This is a genomic window from Citrobacter sp. Ce129 (genome assembly GCF_030334545.1).
GTDB lineage: Bacteria > Pseudomonadota > Gammaproteobacteria > Enterobacterales > Enterobacteriaceae > Citrobacter > Citrobacter europaeus.
This window is the reverse complement of sequence record NZ_JAOWDS010000059.1, coordinates 240,117-255,469: the sequence shown is the minus strand read 5'-3', so window position 1 is coordinate 255,469 and position 15,353 is coordinate 240,117. Positions and strand designations below refer to the sequence as shown.

Genomic DNA, 15,353 nt, shown 5'->3' with positions numbered 1-15,353 from the left:
TTAGCTACGCAGGCCGCGTCCTCGCTGAATCAGGTACCAGCACAGCAGGTAGAACGCTGCAATGAACACCACCAGCACGCCAAACGTGGTGACTAGCGGAACATCATGAATACCCAGGAAGCCGTAGCGGAAACCGCTAATCATGTAGACAATTGGGTTCAGATGCGACAGTCCCTGCCAGAAAGGCGGCAGCAGCGTTAACGAATAGAACACGCCACCCAGATAGGTCAGCGGCGTCAGCACGAAGGTCGGGATCAGGCTAATATCGTCAAAGGTTTTAGCGAAAACCGCGTTCAACAATCCGGCCAGCGAGAACAACACCGCCGTCAGCACCAACGTGAGCGCCACAAAGACCCACGAGTGCACCTGGAACGGCACGAAGAACAGTGAGATAGCGGTGACCAGAATGCCTACACACAGGCCGCGTGCCACGCCGCCGCCGACAAAACCGGCGATGATCACGTGCGTCGGCACCGGGGCGACCAGCAGTTCTTCAATATTGCGCTGAAACTTGGCGCTAAAGAATGACGATGCCACATTAGCGTACGAGTTGGTGATCACCGCCATCATAATCAGCCCCGGCACGATAAACTGCATGTAGCTAAAACCGTGCATTTCACCGATACGCGAGCCGATCAAATTACCGAAGATAATAAAATAGAGCGTCATGGTAATGACCGGAGGAACCAGCGTTTGGATCCAGATCCGCATAAAGCGGTGGATCTCTTTCGCCCAGATGCTTTTCAGCGCTACCCAGTAAAGCTGCATCATGCGCGATCTCCTTGTTTTTCATGCACCAGGGAAACAAACAGTTCCTCCAGTCGGTTCGCCTTGTTGCGCATACTCAATACCTGAACCCCCTGGGCGCTCAGCTGTGAGAACACGCTGTTGACCCCCTGTTCACGCAGAACTTCCACTTCCAGCGTGGAGGTATCCACCAGCCGGTACTGATAACCTTCCAGTTTTGGCAGCGGGCTTTTCGGCGCCAGATCGAGAATAAAGGTTTCGGATTTCAGCTTGGAGAGCAGGCTCTTCATCGAGGTATTTTCCACCAGCTCGCCGTGCTGAATAATGCCGATATTGCGACACAGCATTTCCGCTTCTTCGAGATAGTGGGTGGTCAGAATAATGGTGGTGCCTTTATCGTTTAAATCCTTTAAAAAGCCCCACATTGAACGGCGCAGCTCAATGTCGACGCCCGCCGTCGGTTCATCCAGGATAAGTAATTTTGGCTCGTGCATCAGCGCCCGGGCAATCATCAGACGGCGCTTCATCCCACCGGAAAGCATGCGCGCGCGCTCGTTACGTTTTTCCCATAAATCGAGCTGCTTTAAATATAATTCGCTGCGTTTGACCGCCTCTTTATGCTCAACGCCGTAGTAACCCGCCTGGTTGACCACGATCTGCTGCACGGTTTCAAACGGGTTAAAGTTAAACTCCTGCGGTACTAACCCAAGCTGGCGTTTAGCGTTAACCGTATCTTTTTCAAGATCGTAGCCGAAGACGCTCACCCGCCCGGAAGATTTATTCACCAGCGAGCTGATTATCCCGATGGTGGTGGACTTCCCTGCGCCGTTAGGGCCTAAAAGCGCATAAAAATCACCCGCTTCGACTTGCAAATCTATGCCGCGTAGCGCCTGAACGCCACCGGGATAGGTTTTTTTAAGTTGTTGAAGTTCCAGAGCAATGGTCATGGTTTTTTACTTACCTTACGTTCTGACATTTTATATATAGTTTAATTAATGCTGGAGTTACCCTATATTAGCCCATCGAATTTATCTGGCTTCGGGTCGTACAACTCCATGAAAGACATAGATACACTCATCAGCAACAATGCACTATGGTCAAAGATGCTGGTAGAAGAAGATCCCGGATTTTTTGAAACCCTGACACATGCGCAGAATCCGCGTTTTCTATGGATTGGATGTTCCGATAGCCGCGTTCCCGCTGAGCGTTTAACCGGTCTTGAACCGGGTGAACTTTTTGTTCACCGTAACGTGGCCAACCTGGTTATTCACACCGACCTGAACTGTCTCTCAGTGGTTCAGTATGCGGTGGATGTGCTGGAAGTGGAACATATTATTATATGCGGCCACTATGGATGCGGCGGCGTCCAGGCGGCTATTGAAAATAAAGAACAGGGGCTGATTGATAACTGGTTACTGCATATTCGCGATATCTGGTTTAAACACAGCTCACTGCTGGGCGAAATGCCGCAGGAACGTCGCATGGACACCCTGTGCGAACTTAATGTCATGGAGCAGGTGTATAACCTGGGCCACTCAACCATTATGCGTTCAGCCTGGAAGCGCGGTCAGAAAGTTACCATTCACGGCTGGGCTTACGGTATTCATGATGGCCTGCTGCGCGATCTGGACGTCACCGCCACCAGTCGCGAAACGCTGGAGCAGCGTTATCGCCAGGGGTTGTCTAACCTTAGTCAGAAACACATCAACCATAAATAATGTGACATTGCCGGGAGGCGGCTACGCCTTACCCGGCCTACAAACCTGCGCCACCAGGCGCTCCCGACATTACTCGTCCAGCAGCACCACTTTGCCAACGTACGGCAGATGGCGATAACGCTGGGCATAGTCAATGCCGTAGCCGACAACAAACTCATCTGGAATAGAGAATCCGATAAACTCAACCGGAACATCCACTTCGCGACGGGAAGGTTTGTCCAGCAGCGTACAGATAGCCAGGGATTTCGGCTCGCGCAGGCTCAGAATCTCACGCACTTTGGACAGCGTGTTGCCGGAGTCGATGATGTCTTCAACAATCAGCACGTCTTTGCCACGAATGTCTTCATCCAGGTCTTTCAGGATTTTAACATCGCGCGTGGTAGACATGCCGCTGCCATAGCTGGATGCAGTCATGAAATCGACTTCGTGGGAGACATGCACTTCACGGCACAGGTCCGCCATAAACATAAATGAGCCGCGTAACAGACCAACCAGCACCATATCGCTGCCGCTGTCCTTGTAACGTTCATTAATTTGACGTCCCAGTTCAGCAATACGCGCTTTGATCTCCGCTTCCGGGATCATGACTTCAACAGTATGTTTCATATCTCTAACCATATGATTTAAAAACAAATCACTTAATGCTTACTTTTAATAAGCCAGCATCTAAGCGCAAGGCACGCAGTATACCAGCAAAAGCATTCATACGCGGCATCTGTTGATAAAGTTCATAATGTGACAATGGTCACGCGTTTTAGCTCCTATAATTAACTGCTATTAAAGAAATAACACATGTGATGGTATTTTTTATGGCAAATAACAACGTACGTTCTCAACGGCTTATCGTGACCCTGAGCGCCGTGTTCGCGGCACTTTGTGGACTGTATCTCCTGATTGGCGGAGGCTGGCTCGTCGCCATTGGCGGCTCCTGGTATTACCCGATCGCGGGCCTCGCCATGCTCGGTGTGGCGCTTCTGTTATGGCGCAGTAAACGCTCTGCCCTTTGGCTGTATGCCGCCCTGCTTCTCGCCACCATGATTTGGGGCGTATGGGAGGTCGGCTTTGATTTCTGGGCGCTGACGCCGCGTAGCGACATCCTGGTCTTCTTTGGTATCTGGCTTATCCTGCCTTTCGTCTGGCGTCGCCTGATTATCCCTTCCAGTGGCGCAGTAGCGGGGCTGGTGGTGGCCCTGCTGATTAGCGGCGGTATCCTGACCTGGGCTGGCTTCAACGACCCACAAGAGGTTCACGGTATGCTGAGTGCTGATGCCACCGAGGCTGAGGCTATCTCTCCGGTTGCCGATGAAGACTGGCCGGCTTACGGTCGCAATCAGGAAGGTCAACGCTACTCTCCGTTGAAACAAATCAACGCAGACAACGTTCATCAGTTGAAAGAAGCCTGGGTATTTCGTACCGGGGATTTAAAACAACCCAACGATCCCGGTGAAATCACCAATGAAGTTACGCCCATAAAAGTAGGCGATACCCTTTTTCTGTGTACCGCCCACCAGCGACTGTTTGCCCTGGACGCGGCCAGCGGTAAAGAGAAGTGGCATTTCGATCCTCAACTTAATACCAATACCAGCTTCCAGCACGTAACTTGTCGCGGCGTTTCCTATCATGAAGCCAGACCGGATACGGCTTCAGCAGAGGTGATGGCCGACTGTCCGCGCCGTATCCTTTTACCGGTCAATGATGGGCGACTGTTTGCATTGAATGCCGAGACCGGCAAGCTGTGTGAAACCTTCGCCAATAAAGGCATTTTGAATCTGCAGACCAATATGCCGGATACCACGCCGGGTCTGTATGAGCCAACATCACCGCCCATCATCACTGATAAAACCATTGTGATTGCCGGGTCGGTGACTGATAACTTCTCCACCCGCGAAACTTCCGGCGTTATCCGTGGCTTCGATGTGAATACCGGTAAGCTGCTGTGGGCGTTCGACCCAGGCGCCAAAGATCCTAATTTCATCCCTTCGGATGAACATACCTTCACCTTTAACTCGCCGAACTCCTGGGCGCCTGCGGCCTACGACGCGAAGCTGGATCTGGTATATCTGCCCATGGGCGTCACCACGCCGGATATCTGGGGCGGTAACCGCACACCGGAGCAGGAACGTTATGCCAGCTCCATCCTGGCGTTAAATGCCACTACCGGGAAATTGGCCTGGAGCTATCAGACCGTTCACCACGATCTGTGGGATATGGACTTACCGGCGCAGCCAACTCTGGCGGATATCAACGTCAACGGAGAGAAAGTTCCGGTCATTTATGCCCCGGCAAAAACCGGTAATATCTTTGTGCTCGATCGCCGTAATGGTGAACTGGTGGTGCCAGCCCCGGAAAAACCGGTGCCGCAAGGGGCAGCCAAAGGTGATTATGTCAGCAAAACCCAGCCGTTCTCCGACCTCAGCTTCCGTCCGCATAAAGATCTCAGTGGCGCGGATATGTGGGGCGCAACCATGTTTGACCAGCTGGTGTGCCGTGTAATGTTCCATCAGTTGCGCTATGAGGGCATTTTTACCCCACCTTCAGAGCAGGGCACACTGGTGTTCCCGGGTAATCTCGGCATGTTCGAATGGGGCGGCATCTCTGTTGATCCTAACCGTCAGGTCGCCATTGCCAACCCAATGGCGCTGCCGTTTGTTTCGAAGCTGATCCCACGCGGTCCCGGCAACCCAATGGAACCGCCAAAAGACGCCAAAGGTACAGGCACGGAGTCCGGTATTCAGCCGCAATACGGCGTACCGTTCGGCGTAACGCTCAATCCGTTCCTTTCACCATTTGGCCTGCCGTGTAAGCAGCCAGCATGGGGTTATATCTCCGCGGTGGACCTGAAAACCAATCACGTGGTGTGGAAAAAACGTATAGGTACGCCACAAGACAGCATGCCGTTCCCAATGCCGGTTCCGGTGCCGTTCAATATGGGGATGCCGATGCTGGGCGGACCTATCTCCACCGCGGGGAACGTGCTGTTTATCGCTGCGACGGCGGATAACTATTTGCGTGCGTACAACATGAGTAACGGTGAAAAACTGTGGCAGGGCCGTCTGCCGGCCGGTGGTCAGGCAACGCCGATGACCTATGAAGTGAACGGTAAGCAGTATGTGGTGATTTCCGCTGGGGGCCACGGCTCATTTGGTACGAAGATGGGCGATTATATCGTGGCATATGCCTTGCCGGACGACGCGAAGTAAAATGGAAAACGCCCGCTATTCAGCGGGCGTTTTTTTATTCAAACTTCAGTGACAGTAACGACGCTTTTGCGGCTTCCTGATACTGAGCCACCAGATCTTTGGTCATATTGAAGGAGACCTGCACCGCTTTCTCGTTTTGCGAGGTAATCAGCAGCATATTGAGAATTTCAGTATCCGGCGCTTGAGAACGGAAGGTAATCAGCCACGCTTTATGTCCGTCAACCGTGACAGGTTCGGCCTGCGGGTTGAAGTTGGTCAGCATCTTCAGCGTCGCATCCTTTGCCACATCCAACTGAGCGGCAGGCAACGCGTTGCGCCCGGCGGTAATACCTAAAGACGCCTTACCGCGTTCGTCACCGTAAATCACCTGTGGACGGTTTTCAGAAGGGTATTTGATTTTTGCCATTTCGTCCGGCATCGGCGTGAGCGTCTGCGGAATTTCAAGGCTTAAATTCAGTTTTGAAATCTGTTGGCGTTCCATCTTCATCGCAGCCTGTGCCGAAACAGCCAGAAGCATAATAAAAGATGCCGTCAGTATTTTACGCAAAAGGGTCATGAATACCTCGTGATGAGTGATTAACCTCATCAGTATATGCATGCTTCTACTGGACGATAGGGTAATAATCCGTTTTTGGAATAAACATTTAGCGGATAGCGCCACCGCTATCCGCCGCTGTTTATACGGTAAAACCGAGCATCATCCCGGTGTCTTCATGCTCTAACAGATGACAATGCGCCATATAGGCATGCTCTTTTGGCGCGTCGTGGTCAAACTTCACCAAAACCTCACTCACGCCGCCTTCTACCCGCACCGTATCTTTCCATCCCGCGCGGTGCGCGGCAGGCGCTTTGCCATTTTCAGACAAAATGCGGAACTGCGTGCCGTGAATGTGGAACGGATGCAGCATCATGTCGCCCTGACCGGAAATCACCCAGCGCTCATGCTGACCCTTCGCCGCGGCAAACATCGGTTTATTCATATCAAACGCCTGGCCATTAATCCGATTGGCATTATGGAAATCGAATGTTCCATGCTTCATGTTGCCCATGTCGCCATGCTGCATATTCCCCATCTCACCGTGGTCCATATTGCCATGATTCATATTCCCGTGACCCATATTGTCATTGTCCATATGGCCCATCATTTTCCCATGATCCATACCCGCCATAGCCTGAGCGCCGTACTTCTTCATCAGCATTTGCATACCCATCATGTCGAGCATCGGATCCATAGACAATTGCAGTTTGCGCACCGTCAGCCCCTCAAGCGATGGCAGCGCGGGCATAGATGTCAGCGTATCCGGCAGCGTGCCGGAAGCGGTAATCAGCAGCGGCTGAACGCGCATCACTGGGTGCGGCTTATCAAATGGCGCAATCGCCATGCCCATCTGGCTGACAGGCAGAGTGACCAGATCAAATGCTTTACCGTCGCTCACATCCACCAGCACTTCGAAGCGTTCGCCCATCAGCATAGGTAGTTCGGTCACTTTTACCGGCTCCGCCAACAGTCCGCCATCGCTGGCAATAACGTACAAAGGACGATTGTCGCTGGCTGCAATATTCAATGAGCGCGCGTTACAACCATTCAACAGACGCAAGCGCAGCCAGCCGCGCGGTGCCGCATGCTGAGGATAAATCGCCCCGTTGGTCAGCAGCGTATCGCCAAACCAGCCGACGGCAGCGGTCATGATGTCGAGTTGATAGTTAACCTGACCATCAGCAGAGAACTGTTTGTCCTGAATAATCACCGGCACATCATCAATGCCCCACTGCTTAGGCAGCAGCAGCTTGCGAATCTCTTCATCTTCAATCAACACGAGTCCGGCCAGGCCCATCGCCACCTGGCGACCAGTCTTCCCATGCTGATGCGGGTGGAGCCAGCAGGTTGCTGCGCGCTGATCCGGCGTGAAGGTCACTGAACGTTTCCCGCCCGCCGGGATAATGCCCTGCGGCCCACCGTCGACCTCTCCGGGGATTTCCAGCCCGTGCCAGTGCAACGTCGTTTCTTCGGCAAGCTGGTTGTGGATATCCACCGTGACCGCCTGCCCTTTGCTCAGCTTGACCGCTGGCCCGAGCAAGTTGCCGTTATATCCCCATGTGGTAGCAGTTTTACCTGCAAAGCTCGACTGCCCGGCTTGTGCAATCAACTGAATGCGATTAGAAGCATCGGCGGTTAACAGGTCTGGAATGGGTAATGCGGGACGGTCTGCGGCGAATACGCTCCGGCTCCACAAAGGTAACGCTGACGCGACGCCCAGCGCCACGGAGTACTTTAAAAAATCACGACGTTGCATAATCACTTCCTTATATTCAGCAGCTTAAGCAGGCTATCTTTTAAGCATAAGCCTTCCCCTTACGGGAAGGTCAAGTGAACGGCTAATAATAAAGGTCGTCGCTTCGCTCGCAGTGTGCTAACGTTTAAATTCCGTGATGCAGTGGTAGAAGCAATGAAGACGTTTTTCAGAACAGTTTTGTTCGGCAGCCTGATGGCCGTATGCGCAAATAGCTACGCGCTGAGTGAGTCCGAAGCCGAAGATATGGCCGATTTAACGGCAGTTTTTGTTTTTCTGAAAAATGACTGTGGATACCAGAATTTGCCTAACGGGCAGATTCGTCGCGCACTGGTCTTTTTTGCCCAGCAAAACCAGTGGGACCTGAGCAATTACGACACCTTCAACATGAAGGCACTGGGTGAGGACAGCTATCGCGATCTCAGCGGTATCGGCATCCCAACGGCAAAAAAATGCAAAGCGCTGGCGCGTGACTCGTTAAGCCTGCTGGCGTACGTGAAGTAACAGGCATAGCGGAGCCCGCTGGCTCCGCATGAATTAACGCTGTTGCACAAATTCACGATATGCGGCCACGACCTGAAGAAAATCCTCTACGCCGCAAAGTGAAAAGCTCTCTTCGTCGTAGTAGTTCATCCCTTCTTCCATTTCATCTCCGGTGAACTCCAGCTGATTAGCACGAACCATCACCTCTTCACCATCCAGCCAGAGCGTGTATTCATGCCCTGCTCGCTGCCAGGAGCGCTCACTGCCCTTCACCGCACGCGCCGCCTGTTCCACTTCATCCAGTAAGGCCAGGTTCTCTTTCACTTCTTCATTAAACCAGTGCCCCACCACCTCGTGGCCCATGGACATACGCACTTTTACCACCCCGGTAATATCGCGCAGAAATTCGTAATCCATAATGTCTTCCTCTGCTCCCGGCAATGCGCCAATACCGCATTGCGCCTTGCTGTAATTATCGCAGCAGCGCGGCAGAAAAAAAGCGTAGCGGGTATAAGGAATAGAAATAAAAATGCCCGGAGAAGCAGACTTCTCCGGGCATTGATGCGTTTTTAAACAAAACGCGTTAGCGCATTACACCGCGGTCTGGAAAATCACACCATCGGCTTTCTCGGTGTATTGAGACAGCTGGTCGAAGTTCAGATAACGGTAGGTATCTACGGCAGTTTTATCCACCTGCGCCACATAGGTCTGATACTCTTCCGCCGTCGGCAGTTTACCAATCAGCGCCGCAACCGCCGCCAGCTCAGCAGAAGCCAGGTAGACGTTCGCTCCGGTACCTAAACGGTTCGGGAAGTTACGGGTAGAGGTGGACACTACCGTTGCGCCGTCAGCCACACGCGCCTGGTTGCCCATGCACAGGGAACAGCCCGGGATCTCAATACGCGCGCCGCTCTTACCGAACACGCTGTAATAGCCTTCTTCGGTCAGCTGTGCCGCATCCATACGGGTTGGCGGAGCCACCCACAGACGCGTCGGCAGTTGGCCTTTGTGCGCATCCAGCAGCTTACCGGCGGCACGGAAGTGGCCGATGTTGGTCATACAGGAGCCGATGAACACTTCGTCGATCTTCTCGCCCTGCACGTCAGACAGCAGGCGCGCATCGTCCGGATCGTTCGGCGCACACAGGATTGGCTCTTTGATATCCGCCAGATCGATGTCGATCACCGCCGCATATTCTGCGTCAGCATCGGCTTCCAGCAACTGCGGATCCGCCAGCCATTTTTCCATCCCCTGCACACGACGTTCCAGCGTACGGCGATCGCCATAGCCTTCAGCGATCATCCACTTCAGCAGCACGATGTTAGAGTTCAGATACTCAACGATCGGCTCTTTATTCAGTTTGATGGTACAGCCGGCAGCGGAACGTTCAGCGGAGGCATCGGTCAGTTCGAACGCCTGCTCGACTTTCAGATCCGGCAGACCTTCGATTTCAAGGATGCGGCCAGAGAAGATGTTTTTCTTACCTTTCTTCTCAACGGTCAGCAGACCCTGTTTGATCGCGTACAGCGGAATGGCATGTACCAGATCGCGCAGGGTAATACCCGGCTGCATTTTGCCTTTGAAGCGCACCAGAACGGATTCCGGCATATCCAGCGGCATCACGCCGGTCGCCGCGGCAAACGCTACCAGACCAGAGCCCGCCGGGAAGGAGATACCAATCGGGAAACGGGTATGGGAGTCACCGCCGGTGCCGACGGTATCCGGCAACAGCATGCGGTTCAGCCAGGAGTGGATAACGCCATCACCCGGACGCAGCGACACGCCGCCACGGTTCATAATGAAGTCCGGCAGCGTATGGTGTGTGGTCACGTCAACCGGCTTCGGATACGCGGCGGTATGACAGAAAGACTGCATCACCAGATCAGCAGAGAAGCCCAGGCATGCCAGGTCTTTCAGTTCGTCACGGGTCATCGGGCCGGTAGTATCCTGAGAGCCCACGGAAGTCATCTTCGGTTCGCAGTACGCGCCCGGACGGATACCTTTCACGCCGCAGGCGCGACCCACCATTTTCTGTGCCAGAGAGAAGCCGCGGCTGCTTTCCGCCACGTCTTTCGCCTGACGGAAGACGTCTGAGTGCGGCAGGCCCAGCGCTTCGCGCGCTTTGGTGGTCAGGCCACGACCGATGATCAGCGGAATACGGCCACCAGCGCGCACTTCGTCGATCAGCACGTCGGTTTTCAGCTCAAAGCTTGCCAGCAGTTCGCCGGTTTCGTGGTTGCGTACTTCGCCCTTGAACGGGTAAACGTCAATCACGTCACCCATGTTCATGTTCGACACATCCACTTCGATTGGCAGCGCGCCCGCATCTTCCATGGTGTTGAAGAAGATAGGTGCAATTTTACCGCCGAGGCACAGACCGCCGCCGCGCTTGTTCGGCACATGCGGAATATCATCGCCCATGAACCACAGTACGGAGTTGGTAGCGGATTTACGCGAAGAACCGGTACCGACAACGTCACCCACATAAGCCAGCGGGTAGCCTTTTTTCTGCAGTTCTTCGATCTGTTTGATCGGACCTACCGCGCCCGGCTGATCCGGTTCGATACCTTCACGGGCGTTTTTCAGCATCGCCAGCGCGTGCAGAGGGATATCCGGGCGAGACCATGCGTCAGGAGCCGGAGAGAGGTCATCGGTGTTGGTTTCACCGGTCACTTTAAAGACGGTAACGGTGATTTTTTCAGCCAGAGCTGGACGGTTCAGGAACCATTCGGCATCGGCCCAGGACTGCATTACCTGCTTCGCATATTCGTTGCCCGCTTTGGCTTTTTCTTCTACATCGTAGAAGTTATCGAACATCAGCAGCGTTGAAGAGAGCGCTTTGGCGGCAATCGGCGCCAGTTTTGCATCGTCCAGCGCGTCAATCAGCGGATGAATGTTGTAACCACCCTGCATGGTGCCCAGCAGTTCAATGGCTTTTTCTGGCGTAACCAGCGGGGAGGTAGTGTCGCCTTTCGCGACGGCAGCGAGAAAACCAGCTTTAACATACGCGGCTTCATCTACGCCAGGAGGAACGCGGTTGATTAACAGATCTAACAGGAATTCTTCTTCGCCCACAGGCGGGGTCTTCAGCAGCTCGACAAGTGCGGCCATTTGGGTTGCGTCTAAAGGTTTTGGCACAATCCCCTGGGCAGCACGCTCAGCTACGTGCTTACGGTATTCTTCTAGCACGACGATATCTCCTCGCTCTCATTGTCATAATGCGGCGCTTTTGTAGATGGGCGATTCTCTTCACGCTCCTGTGAGACAGTAGTTAGTAGGGTAAATGCCCGGTACCGCATAAGGCACAATAACAGGATTTTCATTAAGTGTTAATCCGTTTACAAAAAAGCAACATAAAAAATTGGCTGAATCGTTAAGAATGGTATAGCGACAAGGCGGGAGGTAATTAAGGCTACCTGAAACCGCCCTGAAACGGTTGATTTTCAAGCGTGACCTGCTGAATATTCCAGCGACTTTTCAGCCATCAGATATAATTGTGTAATAAATCTTCACACTCTTTTTCCGGACCTGCCGGGTGAATCCCCAATAAAAGTCAAAACTGTCTAACACGGGTGAATAATACTCGCGGCAACAGGAACGCCTCACGGCACAGCACTTGTCTCGTTGGAGTCATTTTATGAAGTTGCCCTTTAAGCCACACCTGCTTGTCCTTCTGTGCAGTGCCGGGCTGTTTGCCGCCTCTGGCGTGATGTTCGTTAAAAGTCGCGCAACGGAGCCCGCAGCTCCAGCCCCCGTCGCACAACAACCGTCAGCGCCGGCTCCGGCTCCCGTAGAGGCCCCTGCCCCAGCGCCTGCTGCAACACCTACGTACACGGCGGCACAAATCGATCAGTGGGTTGCGCCTATCGCGCTCTATCCGGATTCACTGCTGTCGCAGATTTTGATGGCCTCAACCTACCCAGCCAACGTCATCCAGGCCGCGCAGTGGTCAAAAGACAACCCCAAAATGCAGGGTGATGCCGCCATTCAGGCCGTTGCCAGCCAACCCTGGGATCCCAGCGTGAAATCACTGGTCGCATTTCCGCAACTGATGTCGCTGATGGGTGAAAATCCGCCGTGGGTACAAAGCCTGGGCGATGCTTTCCTTGCGCAGCCGAAAGATGTTATGGATTCCGTGCAACGCCTGCGTGCGCTGGCGCAACAGACCGGTGCGTTGCAATCGACACCGCAGCAGACAGTCACCACGAGTGTGAAAAATGTGCCTCCTCCTCGTACCCAAACTCAAGAAGGAGTAACAGTTCAATCGACGGCCCCACCGGCTCCAACGGTAATCAAAATTGAATCCGCCGATCCACAGGTAGTGTACGTTCCCACCTATAACCCGAATACGGTTTACGGTACCTGGCCGAACACCGCCTATCCGCCAACCTATCTGCCGCCAACGCCCGGTGAGCAGTTTGGCAACAGCTTCGTTAACGGTTTAGGCTTCAGCCTCGGTGTTGCCACAACCTATGCCATCTTTAGCAATATCGACTGGGATGACGACGATCACCATCATAACGATGACTGGGATAACCATGGCGGTTATAACCGCAATGGTGATAACAATATTAATATCAACGTTGATAACTTCAATAAAATCAGTGGGCAACGGCTGACGGACGCTAACCGTACCTGGCAGCATAACCCGGCCTATCGCGAGGGCGTGCCGTACCCTAACAACCAGCTTAATAACCGCTTTCACTCCACTAACACGGCGACGGGATTAAGCTCAACCCAGCAAAGACCGGTCAACCGTGATAGCCAGCGTCAGGCAGCCCTGAGCCAGATGGAAAAATCGACGGGGAAAACATTCCCGCAGGCGGCGCGTCCAGGCACGAAAGACGCCCAGCGTCAGGCATCCAGCCAACAGCTGAAGCAAATTTCCCAGCGTAATAACTACCGGGGTTACGATACCAAACCGCAAACGGCGAAACGGGCGAACACTCAGCAGCGCGAAAATCGCCAGGCCGCGACCCAACGCCAGGAGAAACGGATCACGCAACCAGCGCAGCACCATAATGTGCAGCAGCGTAATCTTCAACAGCGGACCAGCCAGCCACGCGCTAATGCACTGAGCGGCAACGACAGTCGCTCCGCCAGTTGGCAGGCGCAGCAGCAGCGAGGTGCTCAAAGCAGACAGGTCGCCCGCAACCAGCCATCTCGCCAGCTTTCCGGCGGTCGTGCTGAACACCGTGAATTCCGTCATCGTTAAGGCAGCCGACATGAAAAATAAACTACTCAGTGGAATGGTGTTGTTCATGGTTTCGGCCACCGCGATGGCACAGCAATCCTTCAGTACGCCAGACCAGGCGACCGATGCCCTGGCAAGCGCTATCAGCGAGCAAAATGAAAGCGCGATGAACAACTTACTTGGGGAAAACTGGCGCGAGTTTCTGCCGCCGGAAGGCGTTGATCCTGATGCGGTTGATCGCTTCCTGCGCGACTGGAAGGTTCGCCATAACACCATCGTCGACGGCAATACCGCGCATCTGGTGGTCGGGGACAGCGACTGGCAACTGCCGATCCCCGTTGTTAAAACCGCTTCTGGCTGGCAATTTGATATCAAGGAAGCGGCGGAAGAGATCCTGACTCGTGAGATTGGGCGCAACGAACTTTCCGCGATTGAAGCATTACACGCCTATGTAGATGCTCAGCAAAGCTACTTTGCGATGAACCAAAAATACGCGCAAAAGATTGTCAGTTCTGAAGGGAAAAAAGACGGTCTGTACTGGCCTGTTTCGCCCGGCGAAGCCCCCAGCCCGCTAGGCCCGGCCTTTAGCCCACCGGAGCCAGGTACGGGCTATCACGGCTATCATTTCCGTATCCTTCCCGATAAAGCCAGCGGCTTTGCGATGGTTGCCTGGCCCGTCAGCTACGATCACACCGGTGTCATGAGTTTTATCATTAACGGTGAAGACAAGGTCTACCAGGCGGATCTTGGCGAGGAGTCGCAGCAGAAAGCTCAGGCGTTAACCGCATACCATCCGGATAAAAACTGGCAGCCCGTAGCACCCTGATCCCCAGAGGCGAAAAGTTAGGAGGCCGGGTAAGGCGAAACCGCCACCCGGCAACTTTCAACAGATTACAGGATGTTAGCGACGGATTTCGCCAGCTGCGCTTCAAGAACCGGTTTCGCTTCTTCGAACTTCAGATTCACCTTGTTAGCATTCGACACCACGCGGGTCTGGTATTTTGCGCGATCGCCCTGCGCGCTGCTGGTTTGTAGCTTAATGCCAGACGTGCCCTGACGCAGAGCGGCAACGTTATCCGTTGTCACTTTCGCTTTGCTGCGTTCGGAGATTTGCAGGTCAGTAACCATGGTGTAGTTCACATCCTCCACCATAGCATCAGCAGCCATACCGATCAGTCCCGCCGCCAGGCCAACACCCAGCGCCGCACCGGAGGAGTTGCTGTTATAGGCGGTAATCCCCGCGCCTAAAGCAGCGCCCACCGCCGCCCCTTCGTAGCCGGTCTTCAGGAAGCCCTGAGCTTCGCGCAGATCCATTTTGTCTGCTTTCAGTACGTTCGCCTGCACCCAGTAGTAGGCGCTGTCCGGTGAACTGGTCACTTTATAGCCCTTCGCGGACAAATCGTTTGCCAGCAGGGTTTGCAGGTTGCTCATGTCTTTATCAGAAGTGTTTTTTACCTGAATGTAGACGGTCTTCTCGCTGGAAGGCTCCAGCCAGATGGTTTCGCTCATCTGCGTTTTCACTTCGAGGTTACGTTTTTTAACGGCAGTGGTCATCGCACCACAACCGGTCAGCGTCATTGTCGCGACAACCATGCCAACAACCGCGATTTTTTTTAAAGACATGTATTTTCCTTTTTTCGTGTAATAGAGAGTCCAGAGCCTCTTCTCCGTGCAGCCAGTAGCCACACAATGGCGAAAAAAGTATCGGCAGTTGCGCAGT

General features: G+C 53.7%; 13 protein-coding genes. 5 read left to right on the top strand and 8 right to left on the bottom strand.

The window, feature by feature from the left end; genetic code table 11:
• Nucleotides 1-771 carry an ABC transporter permease gene (locus tag OGV77_RS10775; protein WP_008786229.1) on the bottom strand — a complete coding sequence of 257 codons (771 nt, stop codon included), beginning with the start codon at nt 769-771 and terminating at the stop codon, nt 1-3.
• Nucleotides 768-1,694, bottom strand: a complete 927-nt coding sequence (locus tag OGV77_RS10770) for an ABC transporter ATP-binding protein (RefSeq protein WP_047406150.1) — start codon at nt 1,692-1,694, stop codon at nt 768-770. The genes OGV77_RS10775 and OGV77_RS10770 overlap by 4 nt, the downstream gene beginning before the upstream one ends.
• 108 nt (nt 1,695-1,802) lie before the next feature.
• Here OGV77_RS10770 and can point away from each other — a divergent pair, with 108 nt between their 5' ends.
• Entirely contained in the window at nt 1,803-2,465 is a 663-nt protein-coding gene (gene can / locus OGV77_RS10765; RefSeq protein ID WP_043018450.1) for a carbonate dehydratase, read from the top strand.
• Nucleotides 2,466-2,534: 69 nt separating this feature from the next.
• Here the strand turns inward: can and hpt are convergent, their stop codons facing one another.
• A complete protein-coding gene (hpt, locus tag OGV77_RS10760) occupies nt 2,535-3,071 on the bottom strand; it encodes a hypoxanthine phosphoribosyltransferase (protein WP_042312274.1) in 537 nt (178 codons plus the stop codon).
• Between the two features lie 203 nt (nt 3,072-3,274).
• On the opposite strand from hpt, the gene OGV77_RS10755 reads away from it, so the two are divergent.
• Nucleotides 3,275-5,665 carry a glucose/quinate/shikimate family membrane-bound PQQ-dependent dehydrogenase gene (locus OGV77_RS10755; protein ID WP_087051042.1) on the top strand — a complete coding sequence of 797 codons (2,391 nt, stop codon included), beginning with the start codon at nt 3,275-3,277 and terminating at the stop codon, nt 5,663-5,665.
• Between the two features lie 34 nt (nt 5,666-5,699).
• Here OGV77_RS10755 and OGV77_RS10750 read toward each other — a convergent pair whose 3' ends face one another.
• Together OGV77_RS10750 and cueO are read right to left on the bottom strand one after the other, a co-directional pair.
• On the bottom strand, nt 5,700-6,221 hold the full coding sequence (locus OGV77_RS10750) for a hypothetical protein (protein ID WP_087051023.1): 522 nt from the start codon (nt 6,219-6,221) through the stop codon (nt 5,700-5,702).
• Between the two features lie 121 nt (nt 6,222-6,342).
• Entirely contained in the window at nt 6,343-7,959 is a 1,617-nt protein-coding gene (gene cueO, locus OGV77_RS10745; RefSeq protein WP_087051022.1) for a multicopper oxidase CueO, read from the bottom strand.
• A gap of 153 nt (nt 7,960-8,112) precedes the next feature.
• Between cueO and OGV77_RS10740 the strand changes: the two genes are divergently transcribed.
• A complete protein-coding gene (locus OGV77_RS10740) occupies nt 8,113-8,460 on the top strand; it encodes a YacC family pilotin-like protein (RefSeq protein WP_003018667.1) in 348 nt (115 codons plus the stop codon).
• A gap of 33 nt (nt 8,461-8,493) precedes the next feature.
• Here OGV77_RS10740 and yacL read toward each other — a convergent pair whose 3' ends face one another.
• Both yacL and acnB read right to left on the bottom strand, forming a co-directional pair.
• Entirely contained in the window at nt 8,494-8,856 is a 363-nt protein-coding gene (gene yacL, locus OGV77_RS10735) for a protein YacL (protein WP_043018447.1), read from the bottom strand.
• A 174-nt stretch (nt 8,857-9,030) separates the two neighbouring features.
• Nucleotides 9,031-11,628, bottom strand: a complete 2,598-nt coding sequence (acnB, locus tag OGV77_RS10730) for a bifunctional aconitate hydratase 2/2-methylisocitrate dehydratase (RefSeq protein WP_016151723.1) — start codon at nt 11,626-11,628, stop codon at nt 9,031-9,033.
• 448 nt (nt 11,629-12,076) lie between these two features.
• Between acnB and OGV77_RS10725 the strand changes: the two genes are divergently transcribed.
• Both OGV77_RS10725 and OGV77_RS10720 read left to right on the top strand, forming a co-directional pair.
• Nucleotides 12,077-13,654: a DUF3300 domain-containing protein gene (locus tag OGV77_RS10725; protein ID WP_087051021.1), complete on the top strand. Its 1,578-nt coding sequence runs from the start codon at nt 12,077-12,079 to the stop codon at nt 13,652-13,654.
• Nucleotides 13,655-13,664: 10 nt separating this feature from the next.
• Nucleotides 13,665-14,459, top strand: coding sequence for a DUF2950 family protein (locus tag OGV77_RS10720; RefSeq protein WP_087051020.1), 795 nt, complete (start codon nt 13,665-13,667; stop codon nt 14,457-14,459).
• Nucleotides 14,460-14,524: 65 nt separating this feature from the next.
• Here the strand turns inward: OGV77_RS10720 and traT are convergent, their stop codons facing one another.
• A complete protein-coding gene (gene traT, locus OGV77_RS10715) occupies nt 14,525-15,256 on the bottom strand; it encodes a conjugal transfer complement resistance protein TraT (RefSeq protein ID WP_043018444.1) in 732 nt (243 codons plus the stop codon).
• Nucleotides 15,257-15,353 lie beyond the last annotated feature (97 nt).

What these genes read in the sequence shown, in the direction of transcription:
- traT (WP_043018444.1), bottom strand. Translation starts at nt 15,256, where the DNA reads ATGTCTTTAAAAAAAATCGCGGTTGTTGGCATGGTTGTCGCGACAATG.
- OGV77_RS10770 (WP_047406150.1), bottom strand. Translation starts at nt 1,694, where the DNA reads ATGACCATTGCTCTGGAACTTCAACAACTTAAAAAAACCTATCCCGGT.
- OGV77_RS10725 (WP_087051021.1), top strand. Translation starts at nt 12,077, where the DNA reads ATGAAGTTGCCCTTTAAGCCACACCTGCTTGTCCTTCTGTGCAGTGCC.
- cueO (WP_087051022.1), bottom strand. Translation starts at nt 7,959, where the DNA reads ATGCAACGTCGTGATTTTTTAAAGTACTCCGTGGCGCTGGGCGTCGCG.
- OGV77_RS10720 (WP_087051020.1), top strand. Translation starts at nt 13,665, where the DNA reads ATGAAAAATAAACTACTCAGTGGAATGGTGTTGTTCATGGTTTCGGCC.
- OGV77_RS10740 (WP_003018667.1), top strand. Translation starts at nt 8,113, where the DNA reads ATGAAGACGTTTTTCAGAACAGTTTTGTTCGGCAGCCTGATGGCCGTA.
- OGV77_RS10755 (WP_087051042.1), top strand. Translation starts at nt 3,275, where the DNA reads ATGGCAAATAACAACGTACGTTCTCAACGGCTTATCGTGACCCTGAGC.
- yacL (WP_043018447.1), bottom strand. Translation starts at nt 8,856, where the DNA reads ATGGATTACGAATTTCTGCGCGATATTACCGGGGTGGTAAAAGTGCGT.
- OGV77_RS10775 (WP_008786229.1), bottom strand. Translation starts at nt 771, where the DNA reads ATGATGCAGCTTTACTGGGTAGCGCTGAAAAGCATCTGGGCGAAAGAG.
- hpt (WP_042312274.1), bottom strand. Translation starts at nt 3,071, where the DNA reads ATGAAACATACTGTTGAAGTCATGATCCCGGAAGCGGAGATCAAAGCG.
- OGV77_RS10750 (WP_087051023.1), bottom strand. Translation starts at nt 6,221, where the DNA reads ATGACCCTTTTGCGTAAAATACTGACGGCATCTTTTATTATGCTTCTG.
- can (WP_043018450.1), top strand. Translation starts at nt 1,803, where the DNA reads ATGAAAGACATAGATACACTCATCAGCAACAATGCACTATGGTCAAAG.